Origin of the sequence: Campylobacter sp. GB48 (assembly GCF_049221845.1) — a bacterium.
GTDB lineage: Bacteria > Campylobacterota > Campylobacteria > Campylobacterales > Campylobacteraceae > Campylobacter_D > Campylobacter_D lari_C.
The window spans coordinates 96,194-113,916 of record NZ_JBMJAR010000003.1; the positions used below are offsets into that span (position 1 = coordinate 96,194).

Below are 17,723 nucleotides of genomic sequence, written 5' to 3' on the forward strand. Positions count from 1 at the left end.
GATGGATTATAAAAGCAAACGCTTAGGTTTTTTCCTAGGCGCTGATATTTTACTTTTTGTTATAAGTATTTATTTGTCTTTTTCTTTACGCTTTAGTGCAGACATCCCGAGTGAATTTTATGAAGGTATGTTTAAAAGTGCTGTGATTTTGATTTTACTCAAAATCATTTTTCTAGCTTTTTTTAGAATTTATCAGGTTGCTTGGAGATTTTTTTCACTTAATGAAGCGCGTAAATTAGTCATTGCTTTAGCTTTAGCTGAGCTTGTATTTTTAGCAATTTATTATTTTTATGATAATTTTTTTAACCCTTTTCCAAGAAGCGTCATAGGAATAGATTTTGTTTTATCTTGTATGCTAATTGGAAGTTTGCGCATAAGCAAAAGAATGATAGTTGATTTTAGAAAGCCAAAATACAACGAAGAACACCCTTGTATAGTAGTTGGTGCCACTTCAAAGGCTTTACATTTATTAAAAGGAGCCAAAGAAGGAAGCTTAGGACTTTTCCCTGTTGCTGTGGTAGATGAGCGTAAAAATTTAATAGGTACTTATTGTGATAAATTTATAGTTGAAGAAAAAGAAGCTATTAGAAAATATACCGCTGAAGGAATTCATACTGCTATCATTGCTTTAAAACTTGAACAAGAAGAACTTAAGAAACTTTTTGATGAACTCATTGCTTATGGGATTAATGATATAAAACTTTTTTCTTTTACACAAAATGAAGCAAGAGATATAAGTATTGAAGATTTATTAGCGCGCAAGCCAAAAGATTTAGATAATGCTTGTGTGATTGATTTTATCAAAGATAAGGTAGTTTTAGTTAGTGGGGCTGGTGGGACTATAGGAAGTGAGCTTTGCAAACAATGCATTAAATTTGGAGCAAAACACTTAATCATGCTTGATCATAGTGAGTATAATTTATATAAAATCAATGAAGAATTAAGCTTACATAAAGAAAAAATCGAACCTATTATGATGAGTATATTAAACAAAGAAGCTTTAGAAAAACTTTTACAAGAAAAAAACATAGATTTAATCTTACATGCAGCAGCTTACAAGCATGTACCTTTGTGTGAGCAAAATCCACATTCAGCTATTTTAAATAATATCATAGGTACTAAAAATTTAATCGATCTTGCAAAGACTTACAAGGTTGCTAAATTTGTTATGATAAGCACAGACAAGGCTGTAAGACCAACTAATATCATGGGTTGCACAAAAAGAATTTGCGAGCTTTATGCGCTAAGTTCAAGTTGTGAAAATTTTGAAGTAGCTTGTGTACGTTTTGGCAATGTTTTAGGATCAAGTGGAAGTGTTATACCTAAATTTAAAGCTCAAATTGCAGCTAATGAGCCACTTACTCTTACTCATCCTGATATAGTACGTTATTTTATGTTAGTAGATGAGGCTGTGCAGCTTGTTTTACAAGCTGCGGCTATTGCAAAAGGTGGAGAATTATTTGTACTTGATATGGGTGAGCCTATTAAAATTATGGATTTAGCTAAAAAAATGCTTTTACTTTCTAATAAAAAGCTAGAAATTAAAATCACCGGACTTAGAAAAGGTGAAAAACTTTATGAAGAGCTTTTAATCCATGAAGATGATTTAAAAACTCAATATGAAAGTATTTTTGTTACCACTAGCGAAATTAAAGATTTGAAAATTTTAAATCAAGAAATAGAAAAATTACTCCAAAGCGTAGATCCTGCAAAAGTTTTAAAGGAAATTGTGCCTGAGTTTAACCATAACAAAAATGGAGAGTAATTAAATTCTAATTTTATTTTAAAATGGTATAATATATACTTTTAATTGATTAATAAAAATAAAAACGATACAATTGCGTTTATGTAATTACATCGAAATAAAGGAAAAAAAGTGAAGTTATTAGTAGTTGATGATAGTTCCACCATGAGAAGAATAATCAAAAACACTCTTGTAAGATTAGGTCATAAAGATGTTTTAGAAGCTGAACATGGAGTTGAAGCTTGGGATTTACTTTCAAAAAATGATGATATTAAAATTTTAATTACCGACTGGAATATGCCTGAAATGAATGGCTTAGAATTAGTAAAAAAAGTAAGAGCGGAAGAAAAATATGCTGATATGCCTATTATCATGGTAACTACAGAAGGTGGTAAGGCAGAAGTTATTACAGCTTTAAAAGCAGGTGTAAATAACTATATCGTAAAACCTTTTACACCTCAAGTATTAAAAGAAAAACTTGAAGATGTTTTAGGAACAAACGAAGGCTAATTATAAGTTTTTATGCAAACACATTATTACGAACTTTTTTTTCAAACAGACAAGGAATATTTAGATTTGTTCCTTGATCTTATTTTTTCTCTAGATATAGATGCCATAGAAGAAAAAAACGATGGCATTTATATACGATCAGAAGAAGATATAGAACTCATTCAAATAGCCTTACAAAATTTTCATCAAAAATTATGTGAAAAATTTAACACTAAGATTTATTTTCACTCTACTTTAGAAAAAAAAGAAAATAAAAACTGGATAGAAGAGTATAAAAAAGGCATACAAGCTTTAACTATTGACAATATTCACATTCATACCACTTGGCAAAAACCTATGCAAGATAAGATCAATATCATTATAGATCCTGCCTTAGCTTTTGGTTCAGGACACCATGAAAGCACTTATACTTGTATAGAATTTTTACAAAAATACACAGATGATTCCAAATTTTGTTTAGATGTAGGCTGTGGAAGTGGGATTTTAAGTATCATCATGGCAAAGCTTGGAGCTAAAGTGCAAGCTTGCGATACAGATGAGCTAGCCATAGTTGCAAGCAAGGAAAATGCAAAATTAAATCAAATTAGCTTTGATGATATTTGGGTAGGTTCTATTAATAAAAGCTTACATAAATATGATATAGTTGTGGCAAATATCATTGCTGATATTTTAATCATACTAGAAAAAGATCTTAAAGAAAAAACCAAAGAAGGTGGAATTTTAATCTTATCTGGTATTTTAAACAAATACGAAGAAAGAATTAAAGGTAAATTCAAAGATTTGACTTTGTTGGAATGCAAACACAAAGGAGAGTGGTTGAGTTTAGCTTACAAAAAGGAAACAAAATAATGAATAAAAAATCAAACGAACCAAAAGATAATCCAAACAATAATAGCTTTTTTAATAAAAACCCTATTTTTATTTTCGCTATTTTTGCCATTGTGATGATTCTTTTATTTAAAGGATTTTCAGATGATGGTAGCATGGGTATTATGGGCGGAGAAAATACCAAAAAAGTTACTTATTCTGAATTAAAAACTTTAATCGAAAACAATCAAATTGCCCAAGTTAACATAGGTCAAACTACCATAAAAGCAGTGTCTAAAGCAGGAAATATGGTATATATTACTAAAAAAGTTCCAAATGATGCTACTTTTGTGCCTTTGCTTGATTCAAAAGGCGTTTCTTATGGAGCTTTTAACGAAAGTAATTGGTTTATAGATATCTTACTTTCTTGGGTTTTACCGGTATTTATTTTCTTTGGTATATGGATGTTTTTAGCTTCTCGTATGCAAAAAAATATGGGCGGATCCATACTTGGCATAGGAAGCTCTAAAAAACTTGTAAATTCAGAAAAACCAAAAGTTAAATTCAATGATGTTGCAGGTGTTGAGGAAGCAAAAGAAGAAGTTAAAGAAATTGTTGATTTTCTAAAATATCCCGAAAGATACATCAATCTTGGCGCAAAAATTCCAAAAGGACTTTTACTTGTAGGCCCTCCAGGTACGGGTAAAACTTTACTTGCAAAAGCAGTAGCAGGCGAAGCTGATGTGCCATTTTTTAGCGTATCAGGTTCATCTTTCATAGAAATGTTTGTGGGTGTTGGAGCTAGTAGGGTTAGAGATTTATTTGAAAATGCTAAAAAAGAAGCTCCAGCTATTGTATTTATAGATGAAATCGATGCTATAGGCAAATCACGTGCCGCAAGTGGCATGATGGGTGGAAATGACGAAAGAGAGCAAACTTTAAACCAACTTCTAGCAGAAATGGACGGCTTTGGCACTGAAAGCTCACCAGTAATCGTATTAGCAGCGACAAACCGTCCTGAAGTCTTAGATGCGGCATTGCTTAGACCGGGGCGTTTTGATAGACAAGTTTTAGTAGATAAGCCTGATTTTAAAGGTAGATGTGATATTTTAAAAGTTCATATGAAAGATGTTAAAATTTCACCTGAAGTAAAAGTAGAAGATATCGCAAGATTAACAGCAGGTCTTGCAGGTGCTGATTTAGCAAATATCATTAACGAAGCAGCTTTACTTGCAGGTAGGGATTCTAAAAAACATGTAGAGCAAAAAGACTTAGTTGAAGCAGTAGAAAGAGCTATAGCAGGACTTGAGAAAAAATCACGTAGAATTAATGATAAAGAGAAAAAAATCGTAACTTATCATGAATGCGGCCATGCTTTAATCGCTGAAACCACAAAAGGCGCTAAAAAAGTAAGTAAAGTTTCTGTTATACCGCGTGGTTTAGCAGCTTTAGGATATACACTCAATACCCCTGAAGAAAATAAATTTTTAATGCAAAAACATGAGCTTTTAGCTGAAGTTGATGTGCTTTTAGGTGGGCGTGCAGCTGAAGAAATTTTCATTAAAGAAATTTCAACTGGTGCAAGCAATGACCTTGAGCGTGCAACTGATATCATAAAAGCTATGATTTCTATGTATGGTATGAGTGAAATCGCGGGTTTAATGGTGCTTGAAAAACAAAGAAATACTTTCTTAAGTGGTGGACAAACCATCAAAGATTATTCTGATAAAATGGCTCAAGATTTAGATGAGTATGTAAAGAAAACCTTAGATGAACGCTATGCGGGTGTAAAAGAAATTTTAAAAACTTATAGTGGTGCTATAGAAGTAATGGTACAAGCACTCTATGAAGAAGAAACTATTGATGGTGCTAAAGTAAGAGAGATTATTAAAAACTATGAAGAAGAAAATAATCTTCCAACGCGCTTAGAAGAAAAAGAGCAAGAAGCTACTAAGGATAACTAATGAAAACAAATTTTATTGCAAAGGCTGGCTGGAATTTACTCATAGTTCTAGCTATAGTTTTTGCAATAGCTCAATTTATATGGGGATTTTCTTGGCTTTTATGGTGTATTTTTATACTTTTTGCTTGTCTTTTTAGAACTAGTAAAATCGATTATATAGCAGATCCAAATACTATCATAGCTCCCATAGAAGGAAAAATAAAAAGCATTAAAACAAGCTCATATAAAGAGCTTGGCGAATGTATAGAAGTACAAATTATAAACAATATCATTCATCAAGGCAATATCATAGCTCCACTTGATATGGATATAGAAGAAACTAGACTAAGACATGGGCTTTTTTTATGTCCATTTATGAAAAATACAAATTTAATGGGCGAAAGAATGCTATTTTTAGCACGCTCTAAAAGCAAACAATGGGCATTACGCATCATTTTTGGTGCTTTAAATAGAAAAGCTCATATTGATGATTTTGGCCATCATTTAAACCATGGACAAAATATAGGTTTTATGTTTGATGGTAGTGTAAGTTTATTGCTTCCAAAAGATACTAGAATTTGTGTAAATGAAAATGACAAAGTACGCATTGGTGCATTGATAGGGTATTTAAATCCATGAATTTTAAACTAATTTATATTTTACCTAATCTTTTTACAGCTGCTTCTATATTTTTAGGCATTATTTCAGTGATTGCTTCTATTAATCAAAATTTTGATAAAGCATTAATTTATATCATTTTATCATTAATTTGCGATGGCTTAGATGGACGCGTTGCAAGAGCTACAAATTCAACTTCTAAATTTGGAGTTGAATTTGATTCATTAGCAGATTTAATAGCCTTTGGTGTTGCACCTGCTATGCTTTTTTATATGAGCATAGGTTATGAATATGGTCGTTTTGGCTCCTTAATAGCAGGTTTGTTTGTAGTTTTTGGTGCCATACGCTTAGCAAGATTTAATGTCACCACAGGCACTTATGAGCCTTCAGTTTTTATAGGACTTCCCATACCAACAGCTGCAGTTGTAAGTTCTTTATGGGTTAGTGCTTATTTATATTATGATTTTTTACATGATTTTTCTTTAATGATAGTATGCATTCAAATACTTTTAGCTTTTTTAATGGTAAGTAATATAAGATATCCAAGTTTTAAAAAAATCGATTTAAAACGTGCAAATGTTTTAAAAGTGTTAATCCTTTTGGTAGTCTTATTTTCTATGCTTTATTTGTATTTTTTAGAAAGTGCATTAATCGTTGCAAGCTTATATGTGTTTTATGGAATCGCACGCAGTTTTTTTACCTTAGCACGCAAATTTAAAAAAGATTAAATTTTATTTTCACTTCATTTTTTAATAATATACTTTTTATTATTTTAAAAAAGGAGTTAAAAAATGAATAAGAACAAATTATTCAGACAAATTCACATTTATATTAGCTTATTTTTCTTGCCACTAGCATTTTTATATGCTGTTACTGGTTTTGCTTATATAGCTGGTTTTGATGGAGAAAGTGGAGCTAAAATTCAAAGTCAAAAAGTTCAAGCCATTATCCAAGAAGGTGCTGAAGCTGAATTTTTAATTGATTTTTTAAAGAAAAATAATTTAAAACTTCCTTCATCTTTAGAACCAAAACTTAACAAAAAAGGTGATGGTATAGAGCTTGGTGCTATAAACTATACTGCAAGTATTGTTAAAATAGATGAAAACAATTATGAAATTATCACGAAAGAAAGAAGCTTACTTGGTAATATGATTTTACTTCACAAAGATAAAGGTATGTGGTATTTTTCTATTCTTGGGCTAGCTTTTGCACTTGCTATGATAATCCTTTATATTTCAGGACTTTTAATCACTATCATAGCTATACGCAAGGACAGAGGCAAACAAATCGCAGTTTTAGGCGCTGGTTTTGTTATAACTTTAATCATAGCTTATCTTAGTGTATAAATTTAAGGTATATCTTATAAACATTAAGATATACTTTCCCTTTTAATACGGACAGATGGGTGAGTGGCTGAAACCACACCCCTGCTAAGGGTGCAGATCTTAACGGGTCTCGAGGGTTCAAATCCCTCTCTGTCCGCCACCTTATAAAATCCATTTCCTTTCATCTATTTTAATAATTTTTACTGTTATAATTATAATAAATTTAAAGGCAAGCTCACATACTATGCAAATTTATGCTTCTATTGATTTGAAATCTTTTTACGCTTCAGCTGAATGTGTTTTAAGAAATTTAGATCCTTTAACAACTAATCTTATTGTAACAGATGAATCAAGAACAGATAAAACCATCATACTAGCAGTTTCACCTGCACTAAAAACTTACAATATACCCGGCAGACTAAGGCTTTTTGAGTTTAAACAAAAAATCCATTCAATCAATCAAGAAAGATTAAAACAAGCTCAAAAACACTGCTTTAAAGCTAAAAGTTTTGATACGTTAGAACTTGAAAATGATTTAAATTTAGAACTAGATTACATCATCGCCAAACCCAGAATGGCAACTTATATAGAATTTAGCACAAAAATATACAGCATTTATTTGAAGTATTTTGATACTAAAGATATCCATATATACTCTATTGATGAAGTTTTTATCGATCTTAGTTCTTATCTTGAAAAATACAAACTTTCAGCTTATGAACTACTTACTAAGGTTTTACTTGATATTTTACATACAAGTAAAATCACTGCAACAGCAGGTATAGGTACAAATTTATACTTAGCTAAAATTGCCATGGATATACTTGCCAAAAGACAACAAGTAGATGAAAATGGCTTACTTATAGCCTTTTTAGATGAAAAATTATACAGATATAAATTATGGCAACACAAACCTTTAAAAGATTTTTGGCGTATAGGCAAAGGCATTGCCTTAAAACTTGCGAATTTAAACATTCATACTATGGGAGATCTTGCAAGATTTTCTTTAAAACACGAAGCTTTGCTTTATAAACACTTTGGTGTTAATGCTGAATTATTAATCGATCATGCATGGGGTATTGAAACTTGCACGATGAAAGATATTAAAAACTACAAATCGCAAAATCACTCTAAAATCATGGCTAAGGTTTTGCCTTTTGCATATGATAATAATCAAACAATAAAAGTTTTAAAAGAACTTGTCGATCATTTAGTGCTTGAACTTATACAAAATAACCTTAAAACAAATCATATCACGCTAGATATACAATATGATAAAAGCAATTTAGAAAATTCAAGTTTTTTGAGTTCTTATAAAGGAGCTATTACTAAAGATAATTACGGAAGAACTATACCTAAAAATGCTCATGGAAGTATAAATTTAGAAAATTTCACCCATTCTTTAAAAATCATCAATAAAAAAGCCTTAGAACTATTTTGCAAAATCAGCAATAAAAACTTAAGCATTAGAAAAATCAGTCTAAGTTTAAATAATATCACAGATAAAGCACAAGAAAATTTCCAAGAATTAAATTTATTTAGTGATTTTAATGCAATTTTGCAAGAAAAAAATCAACTTGAAAAAGAAGAAAAGCTCCAAAAAGCAAGACTTCAAATCATGCAAAAATTTGGTAAAAAAGCTATTTTAAAAGCTTCAAGTTTAGATAATGAAACCAAAGAAATTACTTCTTTAATAGGAGGTCATCATGCATGATGATTATAAAGATATAATAGACATAAAATATCAAAAATCAAAACAATTCCCGCCAATGCCAAGAGAAAAAAGAGCGGCGCAATTTGCCCCATTTTCAGTGCTAAATGGTTTTAGCAAAGCTATTTTAAAAACGCAAAAAGATATGGAAAAAGCATTAGAAAATAGCAAATATCAAGAAGAAAGCTAAGTTCTTCTTGATAAAATTTTATTTTGCGTTAGAGTATTTTTCAAACTCTCCACTTTCATCGATTTCATTGCCATAAAGTTTGTGTAACTCATAGTAGTATTTTACAAATTCCTTACACTCTTCATCAAGTGGTAAAAACACCTCATCTTCTAAAACACAAAACTCATCTAAATAATTTTTAGCATCTTCTTTTAGCATATAATGTCTTGCTAATTTATAGTAATTTTGCATAAACACAGCTTTAAAGGCTTCATAAGCTTCCTCATCAAATTTAATATTTAATTTCTCATTTGCAAAAGATAACACCCCTGATTTAAACAACAATGACAAATGAATCAAACCTTCTGTATAATAAGGCTTAACCTCATCTACTCTTTGCCAAGCGATCAATCCTATAGCCCTTTTAATAAGCTCATAAAACACAGGAAGCTTTAAGTCATCTTCTTCATGCAAAAAGAAATTTACAAGCCCACCCGCAGTAGCTTTAAACTCTTCTATATTTTTAAACACACCACTTTCATTCATTTTCTTTTCGCTATCATTTGCCACAAAGAAAATATGCCCAAACTCATGACCTATAGTGGAAACTTCATAAATTCTTTTCCATAATTTTTCATTATAAAATAAAATTTCTCTACCATAATCTAAAAATTCTTTTTCAAATACCATAGAAGAAAGCTTCATAAAAGGCTTGGTTTTAGCATTTTCATAAACATAATTTAAAAAAGCAAAGATCTTTTTGCCTGCTATATTGCTTACATACTCATCATTTGGTACTACTTGAGCAGAAAAAAGCCCCTTAAGCTCTGCTCCATAAAAAATCATAGGCATACAAATATAAAGCTGAGTTTTTTCAAGATTAAAATTCACTTCATCAAACAAAGCTTCATCTTCTTCATCTAAATTTGCATACACCATTGCAAAACTTTCTTTGATTTTATCTTTAAACTCACTCCCATTAAAATCACTCACATCTTCTAAGCGTATATCCCACTCAAGTGCTACTGCATGTGTGTAAGAGTCTTCATAGTATTCTAAAGGATGACCAATTTGTAATGGACATTTTACTTCCATCCACGCAAGCTCTGCTTCTTGCCATTTTTTAACCACTTCATTATTATCTTTTTCACAAAAAGCAAATTTTAATTTTTCTATATAGTCAATATAAGCATTTTTTTCATCATCTAACGCACAATTTCTTAGTTTTTCTAAAAGTTTATCAAACTCATATTCAAGCTTTAAAACCTCATTTTCAAAAGCTTTTGCATAAGGTAAAAATCTCCAAAGTGTTCCTATTTTAACTAAAGCCCCATAGCTTCTTTCACAAATTTCACCATCTTGATTAAGCTGATAAAGCTCATTTTGTTTTAAAAACTCCAAAGCATCACTTAAATTTGGAAATTGTTCTTTTAAGATTTTATTATTTGTATCTAAAATTTGCTTACTCCAAACAAGCTCAAAAGAATTCATAACTACACCTATATTATGCACACCTTGAACTAAAGCCAAATAAAACTCATCAAGTAAATTTTTACTCTTAATCTCATCGATTAAATCTTGGTGTTCTACTTCATAAAAGGCTCTTACTAAAGAAAAAACTTTATATTTTATTTGAGAAATTTCTTCTTCATTTAAACCTTTTTTCTCAAGCTCTTGGACTAAATTTTCCTCTTTTAAATCCACCAAACGACGCAACATTGCTAAAACATTGCTTTTTTCATTTTCAAGATTAGCTAGTTCTAAAGCTCTATCTATCAAAGGATGACTTTGATTAGTTTGAAGTATATTATAAAGACTATTGATATTTTGTTTCCTATTTTTCACAATTTTTGCTATTTGCTTAAAATCATTCATTTTTTACCTTTCTTTATTTTTAAAACTTAATTATAATGTTTTTTTTAAAACACAAGGAGAATGTATGAAAGATATGGGAGAACCTAAGCTAAGAGTTATAGCTATGCCAAGCAATACAAACCCCGCTGGTAATATCTTTGGTGGTTGGATCATGTCACAAATTGATCTAGCCGGAGCCATTGCCGCAAGAGAACTTTCCCCACAAAGAGTTGTAACGGTTGCGGTAGATAAAATCATTTTTAAAGAGCCAATTTTCGTAGGTGATTTGGTATCTTGCTATGCAAAAATCATCAAAGCAGGTAATACATCCATCACCGTAGAAGTAGAAGTAGTTACTCAAAGAGCTAATGAATATGGCCGTGTGTATTGTATGCATGTAACTTCAGCTGTGGTAACTTATGTAAGCGTAGATAAAGATGGAAATAAATTTCCTATTGATGCGGATTTAAAAAGATTACATGGCTTTTAATATGTTTTATTGTATTTTCAAAAAAAATTTTATATCATCACAGAAAACTTTCTAAGGCTTATATATGCGTGGATATAAAATATTTTCTGGTTCAGCAAATGAGGAATTTGCTAAAAAAATCTCAAAATACCTTTCACTGCCTCTAAGCAATGCAGGTGTGAAGCGTTTTAGCGATGGTGAAATTAGCATTCAAATAGATGAAAGCGTGCGTGGTAAAGATGTATTTATCATTCAAAGTACTTGTGCTCCAACAAATGATAATCTAATGGAACTTTTAATCATGACAGATGCATTGCGTCGCTCAAGTGCAAGCTCTATCACTGCTATCATCCCTTATTTTGGCTATGCTAGACAAGATAGAAAAGCAAGCCCTAGGGTGCCTATTACTGCAAAATTAGTAGCAAATCTTATAGAATCAGCAGGAGTAGATAGAGTAGCTACTATAGACTTACATGCTGGACAAATTCAAGGCTTTTTTGATATACCGGTGGATAATCTTTATGGAAGTATTATTTTTAATGATTATATTAAAAATAAAAACTATAAAAATCCTATCATCGCAAGTCCTGACATAGGTGGTATAGCAAGAGCTAGAAGCGTGGCAAAAGCTTTAGGGCTTGATATAGTTATAGTAGATAAAAGACGCGAAAAAGCTAATGAAAGCGAAGTGATGAATGTCATCGGTGATGTAAAAGATAAAGAAGTAATTTTAGTAGATGATATCATCGATACAGCAGGAACCATAGTAAAAGCTGCTGAAGTGTTTAAAAGCAAAGGTGCAAAGTCAGTTATAGCTTGCTGTACTCACCCTGTGCTTAGTGGTGTAGCTTATGAAAGAATAGCTAAAGATGCATTAGATGAGCTAGTAGTAACTGACACTATACCTTTAAAACAACAAATGGATAAAATCAAAGTCCTAAGCGTAGCACCTATTTTTGGTGAGGTAATACGCAGAGTTTATCATAATGAAAGCGTGAATTCTTTATTTGTATAAATTCTTTGCAAGAATTATCTTGCAAAGAATTATTCTTTAAAACTTGGAATATATTTTAAGACTTTTTCTCTAAATTTCCCATTTTCTCTTAAAATTTTAAAACTAACCCTACATAAGTTTCTTTTGTTTTACCTGCTTTTAAAAAGTATCTATCAAGCTTTATATTGTAGTTTAAATTAGAATTAAATATAATATATTTTTATTTTCAAAAAAAGATAAAACGATGGATATATCAGATAATAAAGCTATAAAACTTATTCAAAATTTACTAAAACAAAAAGGATATTTTGATATAGCAGATAAGCTAGAGGGTGCGGATTTAAAGTATTCCTTTGATGGGATATGTGACACAATAACTTTTAAAGTAAATCCTAAATACATTTTTGATCTTAATAATTGTGATGAAAATATTCTTGGGGAAATTATAGAAATTTTAAATCTTATTAGTTTTAGCAATATTAATAGAGTTGATTATATAGATTTTAAAATTAACGAAAAGTCATTTTTGGAATCTTTTGAAGATGTTTTGTATTTTTTTGTAGATGAATCTGGAGATATGGATTTTAGTGAAAAAGGTTCTAAATATTACATGTTTAGCTTTTTAGTTAAAAAACGCCCTTTTAAGCTACATGAAGCCATCTCATCTTATAGATATTCTTTACTTGAGAGAAATCTAAACCCTTTAAATAATAGACTAGATATAGAAAAATTTCATGCATGCGAAGACAATAAGTACATAAGAGAACATCTTTTCAACCTAATCTCCAAATTTGAAGACAATGATATACAAATTTATTCTTATATATTAGAAAAACCAAAAGTCATACCTGAAAAAATAAAAGAAAAATCTAATTTTTATGCTGAAAATTTGAGCTATGCAATCATAAAACTGCTAGAAAAACTTAAAATATCAAAAAACTTTATAGTAATAACAGATAATTTACCCGTTCAAAAAAATAAACAAACTCAAATTAAAGCAATAAAAAATGGCGTAAATACTTATATAACTAATAATAACTTAAATATAAGATATGATATTTTTCATCATTGTAGTGCCTCTAGTGTTAATTTACAGCTTATTGACTACATCAATTGGGCTATACAAAGAAAATATGAAAAAAATGATATATTTTTTTATGAAAAAATAAAAAAATATATTTTAGATGAAGAAATTGTAACAAAAGAAAGAATAATAAAGTATTATTAAAGACCTCGCTACCTATCTAAAAAGAAGCCTTCCTTGAAGTCTTATCAGTAGCAAGGAACCTTTGATGAAATTATATTATTAAAATATTAAATTCTAATAAATCAACATACATGAAAAATTAAATTTGGTGGAGACGAGGGGAATTGAACCCCTGTCCAAAAATAAAACAACCACGGCATCTACATGTTTAGCAAAGGTGAAAACTTCATCTAGCCAAACTCACCTTCCAAAATTTCAAGCTAGACTAAGACTTTAACTTCAATCAAAACTTGTCAAATTTCAATCTACACTATCAAAAATGACCAAATTCTAAGCTAGATAGTATCACTTAAAATTCAGGCTCAACTGAACTTACGCAGCTTTAGCGTAAGCAGGAGCAAATTTAACGTTGTTTGCGTTTAATTTTAACTTGAGCTTTATACGCTTTGCTCAAAGCGACATGCCACCAAGGCCACTCTACTCCTGTCGAATCCAAGTCGTCCCCGTTATTGAGAAATTTTATCCGGAACATTTGCAATCTGAGGATTGAACACACTTAAAAAAGAAGCATTTTTTTCATAATCACTGCAATATCTATCAAGTTGTTCACCCACTAAAAACATCCAATCCACAAATTCATCGCTAGCAGGCCCATCAAATTTAGTTGCTTCTTGCATAATTTCCTCGCAGAATGTACAAAAATTCGCAATTTCATCTAAATTTAATCTTTTAGCAGCCCAAACTACATTGTGAATATTTTGCTCTAAGTCTTTTAAAGCTTCTTTGTATTTTAAGCTATCACTGCTTAGCTTTACTATCAAAGGCTCTAAAACATCGCAAAGACTTCTAAAAAAATACAAAAAACGCTCAATTTCTTCAAGATCGTAATCTAACTCTAATTGCTCTAAAATTCCCATAAAAACTTCTATAATCTAAGTTTAAATATTTATTTTAGCAAATTTTAGATAAAATTAAAATTTCTTACAAAATAAAATGGAAAAAATATGGATAGAATCGTAGAGATTGAAAAATTCTCCCCTGATGAAACTTATGAAACAAGCCTTAGACCCTCAAATTTTGAGGGCTACATAGGACAAGAAAATATTAAAAAAAATTTAGAAATTTTCATTAAAGCTGCTAAAAAAAGAAATGAATGTCTAGATCATATTCTTTTTAGCGGACCTGCAGGACTTGGTAAGACAACTCTAGCAAACATTATCTCTTATGAAATGAATGCAAATATCAAAACTACTGCTGCACCCATGATAGAAAAAAGCGGGGATTTAGCTGCGATTTTAACCAATCTTAGCGAAGGAGATATTTTATTTATCGATGAAATTCATCGTTTAAGTCCTGCAATAGAAGAAGTACTTTACCCTGCTATGGAAGATTTTCGTCTTGATATTATCATCGGTAGCGGTCCTGCTGCACAAACAATAAAAATCGATTTGCCCAAATTTACACTTATTGGCGCCACCACAAGAGCAGGTATGTTAAGCAATCCTTTGCGCGATCGTTTTGGTATGCAATTTCGCTTAGAATTTTATAAAAATGAAGAACTTGCTGTCATTTTAGAAAAAGCAGCCCTAAAGCTTAATAAAACTTGCGAAAAAAAGGCTTCTTTAGAGATAGCCAAACGCAGTCGTTCCACCCCAAGAATTGCATTAAGATTACTTAAACGTGTAAGAGATTTTGCTGATGTAAATGATGAGGAAGTCATTAGCGAAAAAAGAGCTAAAGAAGCACTTGATTCTTTAGGAGTTAATGAACTTGGTTTTGATGCAATGGATTTAAGATACCTAGAGCTTTTAACTGAAGCCAAAAGAAAGCCTATAGGACTTTCTAGCATAGCTGCAGCATTGAGTGAAGATGAAAATACTATAGAAGATGTGATAGAACCGTACTTACTAGCAAATGGCTATATAGAAAGAACAGCTAAAGGTCGCATTGCAAGCTTAAAAAGCTTTGATGTTTTAAAATTAAAATACAACAAGGGTTTATTTGATGAAAAGTAGTAATTTTTTCTTGATTAGTTTTATTTTGATCATTTTATTTTGGGTACTTTTTTTATTTAAACCTTTTTTGATGAATATAGCCATAGCAAGTTTAATGGCTGTTTCCACTTCTAATGTTAATGTTAAATTCTTAAGTATTTTCAAAGGTAAAAAAGTCGTTGCAGCAGCAGCTACTACTGTTTTTATGTTGGCTTTATTTTTTATCCCTTTTGTATATGCTATTATAGAACTTGCAAAGGCAGCTAGCGGTTTTAATATAAGTTATATCCACAATACCATAGAATATTTTAAAAACTATTCTTTACACTTGCCTGAGTCTTTAAGTTTTATAGAACCAAAAATCAAAGAAGCATTAGCAAGTATTGATTTAAATTCCATCTCTAAAAATGTTTTAACCTATCTTTCAAGCGCAACTAAATTTGGCACTAAATTTCTAACTGATATGGTGTTAATTTGTGTGTTTTATTTCTTTGCTAATCTTTATGGAGCTCAACTCATTGGCTATATAAAAACCATAGTGCCTATGAAAAAAGAAGAAACTCAAGGCATTTTAAGCGAAGTGAGTAATGTAATGTCTGTTGTGTTTTATTCTATGGTGCTAAATGCTATTTTACAAGGAGTGCTTTTTGCTATCATTACTAAATTTTATGGTTATGATGCGATTTTAATGGGGATATTATTTTGCTTTAGCTCTTTAATCCCTGTAGTAGGCGGGGCTTTAGTTTATGTGCCTGTCTCTTTATATGAATTTGCAAATAACAATCTAAGTGGCGCTTTAGTGATTTTCATTTATAGCGTGGTTATGATATCTTTTATCGCAGATACTTTAGTAAAGCCTTATATCATTAAATGGATCAATGAAAAACTTGTTCAAATTCCAACACAAATTAACGAACTTTTAATTTTCTTTGCGATGATAGCAGGAATTTCAAGTTTTGGTTTTTGGGGTATTATTCTTGGACCTGCTATTTTAACTTTCTTTATTTCTACTTTAAAATTATATGTAATTTTAAAAGAAAAGCATTTTGTGTAAAGGCGATTATTTTTCAATAATCGCTAAAATTTCTTCTTCGCTTGTAAGTTTTTTGTTGTATTTAATCACTAAAAATTTAGAGTTTTTATACACATCTAAAACACCATTTATGCCTTTAATCACATTTAAATCATGTTTTGTTTCTAAAGATAAATAGACATTTTTAAAATCTGCTGGACTTTGTAAAAACAAAAGCAACACAAACCAAATTACAGACAAAGCTATCAAAATAAAAGCAAGAGTGACTAAACTAAAATGGTGCAAAAAATACCCTCCAACAACACCGCCTAAAAAACTTCCAAAATAACCAAAAGCATTAAATACACCCAAAGCTACACCTTTTTCATTTACTTTGGCAAATTTACTCGCACAGCTTTGCATAATAGGCTCATGTAAATTAAATCCTATAAAAAACACTACAACACCCACCATAAACACTAAAGCATTATGTGAAAAAGCAAATATAATATAAGCAATGATAAAAAATGCCACACCTAAAAGCAATATCTCTTTACTTAAGCCTCTTTTTTCTCCTAAAGATCCTGATAAACCCATAGCTAAAAACCCAAGCACCATAGAACTCACATAAACATGCCATAAATTCTCACTTGGGTAATTAAACTCATGCACCAAAACCAAAGGAATACTTAAAAATGCAATACTCATAAGCATTTTTTGCATACAATTAGTAAGATTCATCAAAGCTAAGTTTTTTTCTTTTAAAAGTTTTTTCAATGGAGTTTTAGTATTTTCATGTACTATTGTATGCTCTTTTGGCACAACGCTAAATAAAAGCACGATACAAATTAAACTCAAAATCGCACTTAAATCAAATAAACTTGAAAGGCCGAATTTAGCACTCATTAAAGGAGAAAGCACTAAAGAAGCTGCAAAAGAAAGTCCTATAAATGAACCCATGATAGCCATAGCCTTACCACGATTTTCTTCATTAATAAAATCGCTTATCATAGCAGTGGCTACTGCTCCTATGGCACCTGCACCTTGTAAAAGCCTTCCAAACATCATCGTATAAATATCATCAGCATACGAACACACCAAAGAACCTATGATAAACACCACAAGTCCTATTAGCATAGTTTTTTTACGCCCTATTTTATCTGAGATGATTCCAAAAGGAACTTGCAACGCCATTTGAGTTAGAGCATACACACCCACTAAAAGCCCTACTAAAAACTCATTGGCTCCTTTTAAATTTAAAGCATATAAACTTAAAACCGGCAAAACTATAAATAATCCAAAAAATCTAGTTCCTACAATAAAAGACAAAGGTAAAACGGTTTTTAACATCTTTTCTCCTTATAAAG

17 protein-coding genes, 1 tRNA gene and 1 other RNA gene are annotated in these 17,723 nt (G+C 30.6%); 15 read left to right on the forward strand and 4 right to left on the reverse strand.

Annotated elements, in window-relative coordinates:
• The first annotated feature begins 1 nt into the window (after position 1).
• From pglF to ACOTVC_RS02965, 10 genes are all read left to right on the forward strand, one after another.
• The gene (pglF, locus tag ACOTVC_RS02920) at positions 2–1,765 is read left to right on the forward strand and encodes a UDP-N-acetylglucosamine 4,6-dehydratase (configuration-retaining) (RefSeq protein WP_214116223.1); all 1,764 of its coding nucleotides are present in this window, start codon (positions 2–4) and stop codon (positions 1,763–1,765) included.
• Between the two features lie 111 nt (positions 1,766–1,876).
• Complete coding sequence (locus ACOTVC_RS02925) at positions 1,877–2,254, forward strand: chemotaxis response regulator CheY (protein ID WP_039642147.1); 378 nt, start codon at positions 1,877–1,879, stop codon at positions 2,252–2,254.
• Positions 2,255–2,266: 12 nt separating this feature from the next.
• A complete protein-coding gene (locus tag ACOTVC_RS02930) occupies positions 2,267–3,103 on the forward strand; it encodes a 50S ribosomal protein L11 methyltransferase (protein ID WP_087690059.1) in 837 nt (278 codons plus the stop codon).
• The gene (ftsH, locus tag ACOTVC_RS02935) at positions 3,103–5,025 is read left to right on the forward strand and encodes an ATP-dependent zinc metalloprotease FtsH (RefSeq protein WP_214116222.1); all 1,923 of its coding nucleotides are present in this window, start codon (positions 3,103–3,105) and stop codon (positions 5,023–5,025) included. The genes ACOTVC_RS02930 and ftsH overlap by 1 nt, the downstream gene beginning before the upstream one ends.
• A complete protein-coding gene (locus ACOTVC_RS02940) occupies positions 5,025–5,642 on the forward strand; it encodes a phosphatidylserine decarboxylase (protein ID WP_087690061.1) in 618 nt (205 codons plus the stop codon). The genes ftsH and ACOTVC_RS02940 overlap by 1 nt, the downstream gene beginning before the upstream one ends.
• Positions 5,639–6,349: a CDP-diacylglycerol--serine O-phosphatidyltransferase gene (pssA, locus tag ACOTVC_RS02945; RefSeq protein WP_039619071.1), complete on the forward strand. Its 711-nt coding sequence runs from the start codon at positions 5,639–5,641 to the stop codon at positions 6,347–6,349. The genes ACOTVC_RS02940 and pssA overlap by 4 nt, the downstream gene beginning before the upstream one ends.
• A 63-nt stretch (positions 6,350–6,412) precedes the next feature.
• Positions 6,413–6,967: a PepSY-associated TM helix domain-containing protein gene (locus ACOTVC_RS02950; RefSeq protein ID WP_214116220.1), complete on the forward strand. Its 555-nt coding sequence runs from the start codon at positions 6,413–6,415 to the stop codon at positions 6,965–6,967.
• 49 nt (positions 6,968–7,016) lie between these two features.
• Positions 7,017–7,106, forward strand: a tRNA-Ser gene (locus ACOTVC_RS02955).
• An 84-nt stretch (positions 7,107–7,190) separates the two neighbouring features.
• Positions 7,191–8,660 (forward strand): DNA methylase, encoded by a 1,470-nt coding sequence (locus tag ACOTVC_RS02960; RefSeq protein WP_214099172.1) that lies wholly within the window; start codon positions 7,191–7,193, stop codon positions 8,658–8,660.
• On the forward strand, positions 8,653–8,847 hold the full coding sequence (locus ACOTVC_RS02965; RefSeq protein WP_039628870.1) for a hypothetical protein: 195 nt from the start codon (positions 8,653–8,655) through the stop codon (positions 8,845–8,847). Before ACOTVC_RS02960 ends, ACOTVC_RS02965 begins: the two co-directional genes overlap by 8 nt.
• Before the next feature lie 18 nt (positions 8,848–8,865).
• Here the strand turns inward: ACOTVC_RS02965 and ciaB are convergent, their stop codons facing one another.
• Complete coding sequence (gene ciaB, locus ACOTVC_RS02970; RefSeq protein ID WP_214099171.1) at positions 8,866–10,701, reverse strand: invasion protein CiaB; 1,836 nt, start codon at positions 10,699–10,701, stop codon at positions 8,866–8,868.
• Positions 10,702–10,765: 64 nt separating this feature from the next.
• Between ciaB and ACOTVC_RS02975 the strand changes: the two genes are divergently transcribed.
• The 3 genes from ACOTVC_RS02975 (at position 10,766) to ACOTVC_RS02985 (ending at position 13,371) form a co-directional block, all read left to right on the forward strand.
• Positions 10,766–11,170 carry an acyl-CoA thioesterase gene (locus ACOTVC_RS02975; protein ID WP_039619080.1) on the forward strand — a complete coding sequence of 135 codons (405 nt, stop codon included), beginning with the start codon at positions 10,766–10,768 and terminating at the stop codon, positions 11,168–11,170.
• A 64-nt stretch (positions 11,171–11,234) separates the two neighbouring features.
• Positions 11,235–12,164 (forward strand): ribose-phosphate pyrophosphokinase, encoded by a 930-nt coding sequence (locus ACOTVC_RS02980; protein WP_039619082.1) that lies wholly within the window; start codon positions 11,235–11,237, stop codon positions 12,162–12,164.
• A 223-nt stretch (positions 12,165–12,387) separates the two neighbouring features.
• The gene (locus ACOTVC_RS02985) at positions 12,388–13,371 is read left to right on the forward strand and encodes a DUF3800 domain-containing protein (protein ID WP_120759946.1); all 984 of its coding nucleotides are present in this window, start codon (positions 12,388–12,390) and stop codon (positions 13,369–13,371) included.
• Positions 13,372–13,496: 125 nt separating this feature from the next.
• On the opposite strand, the gene ssrA is transcribed toward ACOTVC_RS02985, so the two are convergent.
• Positions 13,497–13,855: a transfer-messenger RNA gene (gene ssrA, locus ACOTVC_RS02990) on the reverse strand.
• A gap of 1 nt (position 13,856) precedes the next feature.
• A complete protein-coding gene (locus ACOTVC_RS02995) occupies positions 13,857–14,267 on the reverse strand; it encodes a histidine phosphotransferase (RefSeq protein ID WP_421627674.1) in 411 nt (136 codons plus the stop codon).
• 87 nt (positions 14,268–14,354) lie between these two features.
• On the opposite strand from ACOTVC_RS02995, the gene ruvB reads away from it, so the two are divergent.
• Both ruvB and ACOTVC_RS03005 read left to right on the forward strand, forming a co-directional pair.
• Positions 14,355–15,365 carry a Holliday junction branch migration DNA helicase RuvB gene (ruvB, locus tag ACOTVC_RS03000; RefSeq protein ID WP_421627676.1) on the forward strand — a complete coding sequence of 337 codons (1,011 nt, stop codon included), beginning with the start codon at positions 14,355–14,357 and terminating at the stop codon, positions 15,363–15,365.
• Positions 15,355–16,398, forward strand: a complete 1,044-nt coding sequence (locus ACOTVC_RS03005; protein ID WP_039642162.1) for an AI-2E family transporter — start codon at positions 15,355–15,357, stop codon at positions 16,396–16,398. The genes ruvB and ACOTVC_RS03005 overlap by 11 nt, the downstream gene beginning before the upstream one ends.
• Before the next feature lie 6 nt (positions 16,399–16,404).
• On the opposite strand, the gene ACOTVC_RS03010 is transcribed toward ACOTVC_RS03005, so the two are convergent.
• Entirely contained in the window at positions 16,405–17,706 is a 1,302-nt protein-coding gene (locus ACOTVC_RS03010; RefSeq protein ID WP_214116187.1) for an MFS transporter, read from the reverse strand.
• Positions 17,707–17,723 lie beyond the last annotated feature (17 nt).

What these genes read in the sequence shown, in the direction of transcription:
- pglF (WP_214116223.1), top strand. Translation starts at nt 2, where the DNA reads ATGGATTATAAAAGCAAACGCTTAGGTTTTTTCCTAGGCGCTGATATT.
- ACOTVC_RS02930 (WP_087690059.1), top strand. Translation starts at nt 2,267, where the DNA reads ATGCAAACACATTATTACGAACTTTTTTTTCAAACAGACAAGGAATAT.
- ftsH (WP_214116222.1), top strand. Translation starts at nt 3,103, where the DNA reads ATGAATAAAAAATCAAACGAACCAAAAGATAATCCAAACAATAATAGC.
- ACOTVC_RS02940 (WP_087690061.1), top strand. Translation starts at nt 5,025, where the DNA reads ATGAAAACAAATTTTATTGCAAAGGCTGGCTGGAATTTACTCATAGTT.
- pssA (WP_039619071.1), top strand. Translation starts at nt 5,639, where the DNA reads ATGAATTTTAAACTAATTTATATTTTACCTAATCTTTTTACAGCTGCT.
- ACOTVC_RS02950 (WP_214116220.1), top strand. Translation starts at nt 6,413, where the DNA reads ATGAATAAGAACAAATTATTCAGACAAATTCACATTTATATTAGCTTA.
- ACOTVC_RS02960 (WP_214099172.1), top strand. Translation starts at nt 7,191, where the DNA reads ATGCAAATTTATGCTTCTATTGATTTGAAATCTTTTTACGCTTCAGCT.
- ACOTVC_RS02965 (WP_039628870.1), top strand. Translation starts at nt 8,653, where the DNA reads ATGCATGATGATTATAAAGATATAATAGACATAAAATATCAAAAATCA.
- ciaB (WP_214099171.1), bottom strand. Translation starts at nt 10,701, where the DNA reads ATGAATGATTTTAAGCAAATAGCAAAAATTGTGAAAAATAGGAAACAA.
- ACOTVC_RS02975 (WP_039619080.1), top strand. Translation starts at nt 10,766, where the DNA reads ATGAAAGATATGGGAGAACCTAAGCTAAGAGTTATAGCTATGCCAAGC.
- ACOTVC_RS02980 (WP_039619082.1), top strand. Translation starts at nt 11,235, where the DNA reads ATGCGTGGATATAAAATATTTTCTGGTTCAGCAAATGAGGAATTTGCT.
- ACOTVC_RS02985 (WP_120759946.1), top strand. Translation starts at nt 12,388, where the DNA reads ATGGATATATCAGATAATAAAGCTATAAAACTTATTCAAAATTTACTA.
- ACOTVC_RS02995 (WP_421627674.1), bottom strand. Translation starts at nt 14,267, where the DNA reads ATGGGAATTTTAGAGCAATTAGAGTTAGATTACGATCTTGAAGAAATT.
- ruvB (WP_421627676.1), top strand. Translation starts at nt 14,355, where the DNA reads ATGGATAGAATCGTAGAGATTGAAAAATTCTCCCCTGATGAAACTTAT.
- ACOTVC_RS03005 (WP_039642162.1), top strand. Translation starts at nt 15,355, where the DNA reads ATGAAAAGTAGTAATTTTTTCTTGATTAGTTTTATTTTGATCATTTTA.
- ACOTVC_RS03010 (WP_214116187.1), bottom strand. Translation starts at nt 17,706, where the DNA reads ATGTTAAAAACCGTTTTACCTTTGTCTTTTATTGTAGGAACTAGATTT.